Genomic DNA, 865 nt, shown 5'->3' with positions numbered 1-865 from the left:
ACTTTCTTAAGCCAAGAACCACCGTCTTCCCGCCGCAGGCCGGACAAAGCGCGAAGCGCATTGTCCGGCCTGCGGCGGAATGACGAAAATCCTGCTATTCGCCTTAAGTAAGTGCCATTCTTCTCTGACCTCGCTTATGCCAGTTCTGGGAGTTTATTCGCCGGTGCTGGCGTCGTCGGAGAAAAGAAGAATAAACGCCCCCTTTGCCCAAGTCCAGCGGTCGTTGGACATCTGCGGCCTGCCACATCAATATCCGATCGCCCTGAGTGCACCCTGAAATCCACCCCTGCCGCCCAGGCAGATACGTGTAGATGGCGGTGCCAACGGGGTATTGCAGCGCAACCGTCTTGGGAATGAGTTCCCCGAAGACGACCTGGATCGATGTGAGCACCACCAGTGTGATGGTGGCCGACAAGGCATAGGCAGTGAGCGGTTCGAGTCCCGTATGCTTGTCCAGCTGCGCGCCCAGGGCCAGGCCTATCGTCGCCTGCCCGAAGGCGCCGAGTACCAGACTCGAAAGCGTAATACCGAGCTGACAGGCGGCGATATAACGGTCCAGGCGTAGCGGGTTGCACAGGGTCGGCAACAGTGCCACCGCCAGCCGCTGGCCCTGAGTGGTCAGTCGTTCGACACGCGTCACCCTCGCACCGACCGCCGCGAACTCCTCGGTGAAACAATCTATTATGAGCATGGATCAACTTTTCCATATTTTTCTTGGTACGCTGCATAGCCGCCAGACGGCTGGTGCGTGACATTTGTGCATGAAGCACTTATCGATCGGGACTTCCGCCCAAAAAAGCCATCCTACTGTCGCCTGCACTGCTCATCTACCGGTGTGGACATAGTAGCCGGTGCTTTTCATTTT

General features: G+C 57.6%; 1 protein-coding gene. It reads right to left on the bottom strand.

The window, feature by feature from the left end; all coding sequences use genetic code 11:
* Positions 1-103: 103 nt before the first annotated feature.
* A complete protein-coding gene (locus NPX02_RS21230) occupies positions 104-691 on the bottom strand; it encodes a CNNM domain-containing protein (RefSeq protein WP_260296062.1) in 588 nt (195 codons plus the stop codon).
* Positions 692-865: the final 174 nt, after the last annotated feature.

The sequence above is a fragment of the Sedimenticola hydrogenitrophicus genome, assembly GCF_025175675.1.
Classification (GTDB): Bacteria; Pseudomonadota; Gammaproteobacteria; order Chromatiales; family Chromatiaceae; genus Sedimenticola; species Sedimenticola hydrogenitrophicus.
Note: the sequence above shows the minus strand (reverse complement) of the source record. Positions and strands in the feature narration are given on the sequence as shown.